The following is a 1,681-nucleotide window of genomic DNA, read 5'->3' as shown; positions in this document are numbered from 1 at the left end:
GCCATTCCCTACTCCCTACTCCCGACTCCCGACTCCCGACTCCCGACTGCCGAGTCGATGCGATCGCATCCATAATCTCTGTCCCGATTTCCCGATTCCCGACTCCCGACTCCCGATTCCCGACTCCCGACTGCCGAGTCGATGCGATCGCATCCATAATCTCTGTCCCGATTTCCCGATTCCCGACTCCCGACTCCCGATTCCCGAGTCGATGCGATCACATCAATAATCTCTCTCCCCATCTCCCCATCTCCCCATTCTCCCCATCTCCCCACACTCCCGACTCCCAATTCTCCCTATCTCCCCCTCTCCCCAAACTTCCAACACTCCCCACCCTCCCGACTCCCCACTCCCGACTCCCGACTCCCGATTCCCTACTCCCGAAAGAAACCTCAAAACCGTGTTCTAGGACGCCCCAAAGTTGTAATATAAACAACCGCTTCATCAACAGGAATACCTAAAACGTCATTTACCTGGTCATCAAAGAAGCCACCAATACCACTTACTCCTAAACCAAGGTAAATAGCTGCTAGATTGAGCCGCTGTCCTAGATGACCAGCATCCATGTGCAAGTAACGGTAAGCGCGATCGCCTAATCTAGCCACTGCTTTTTGTAAGTCTGCGGTGTGGAACACCACTGCTCTGGCATCTCGACCCAAATCTTGCCCTAAACACAGAAAATGCAATTCTTTACGGAAGTTTTTAAACCGAATTTGCCGCAATTCTTGAGCCTTAGGGGCGTAATAATAGCAGCCTTCTTCTAAGTCATTAACCCCAGATACTGCTATAAATGTTTCGATTAAACTTAAATCAAAATAATCTGGTGTTCCATCTAACCCCTGTTCAATATAATGCTGAGGTTGGTATGTAAAATCCAGAAGAGCTTTTAGCTCCTCCAAGGTCAAATTAGCTGCACTATAAGCTCGGGTAGAGCGTCGTTTTAGAATAGTATCTAAAAATGCTTTCGGAGCATTACCTGAGCTGGTTAACTCCCCCCAATCTATGGGGTTTGTAGCCGTTGAAACTTTATCACAAAACGGAAAATTGTACTTGTCTTCTAACTGCTGGTCAATGTCTGTAATCTTTAAAGTATTACCCTTAGCTTTCCAATCACCACCCTCTTTAATTTCCGTAGCGCGGTGCAAATAACCCAATAATTCTCCATCTGGAATCTTTGGGTAATTAACTTCAGTAGGAGATGGCAACACAGTTGGGGCGATGGGCAAGTTTTGTTCAACTTTGAGCTGATCGGCCAGGGGGATTACTGCGATCGCTCCTTCTTGTTCCAGGTCTAGATAAAGCAGTTCATTAACTTTTTGATCAGCAAAGCCACCAATTAGGTGAGGTCGGTAATCACTCAAAGCCCCAGCTAACTCAATGTTGCCTAGCAGATGACCAGTGTCTAGAAAAATTCTACGGTATGCCCGGTCTTCATAGCGCCAGGCAGAGCGATAAAATACCGCTGTAGTTACAATAGCCAGTTCCGTACTCTCCAAAACTGGGTGCCAGAAGCAAGCCTCTTGCAGTGCATTCCAAACATCACTCTCCCAAAAATGAACCAGAGAATGGGTCAGACACTGATAGTTGTATAGTCCTGGTGGTAATAGGGGAGTACCACGGGAAATCAAATAAACTTCAGCTGGGTATAAGCCACCAGCAGAGGGAGCTGCCCTCAGATAAA

1 protein-coding gene and 1 pseudogene are annotated in these 1,681 nt (G+C 47.4%); one reads left to right on the top strand and one right to left on the bottom strand.

Translation table 11 applies throughout. From position 1 onward, the window contains the following. Positions 1 to 461: pseudogene (locus tag F6K20_RS37450) on the top strand (hypothetical protein); the annotation flags it as partial. Here the strand turns inward: F6K20_RS37450 and F6K20_RS37445 are convergent. After that, on the bottom strand, positions 393 to 1,681 hold a 1,289-nt coding region (locus F6K20_RS37445; protein WP_287298249.1), incomplete at its 5' end, for a SagB/ThcOx family dehydrogenase. The pseudogene F6K20_RS37450 and the gene F6K20_RS37445 sit on opposite strands and share 69 nt — an antisense overlap.

Origin of the sequence: Moorena sp. SIO2C4, from assembly GCF_010672485.1 — a bacterium.
Classification (GTDB): Bacteria; Cyanobacteriota; Cyanobacteriia; order Cyanobacteriales; family Coleofasciculaceae; genus Moorena; species Moorena producens.
The sequence above is the reverse complement of the archived record's forward strand: the minus strand, read 5'-3'. Positions and strand labels throughout refer to the sequence as shown.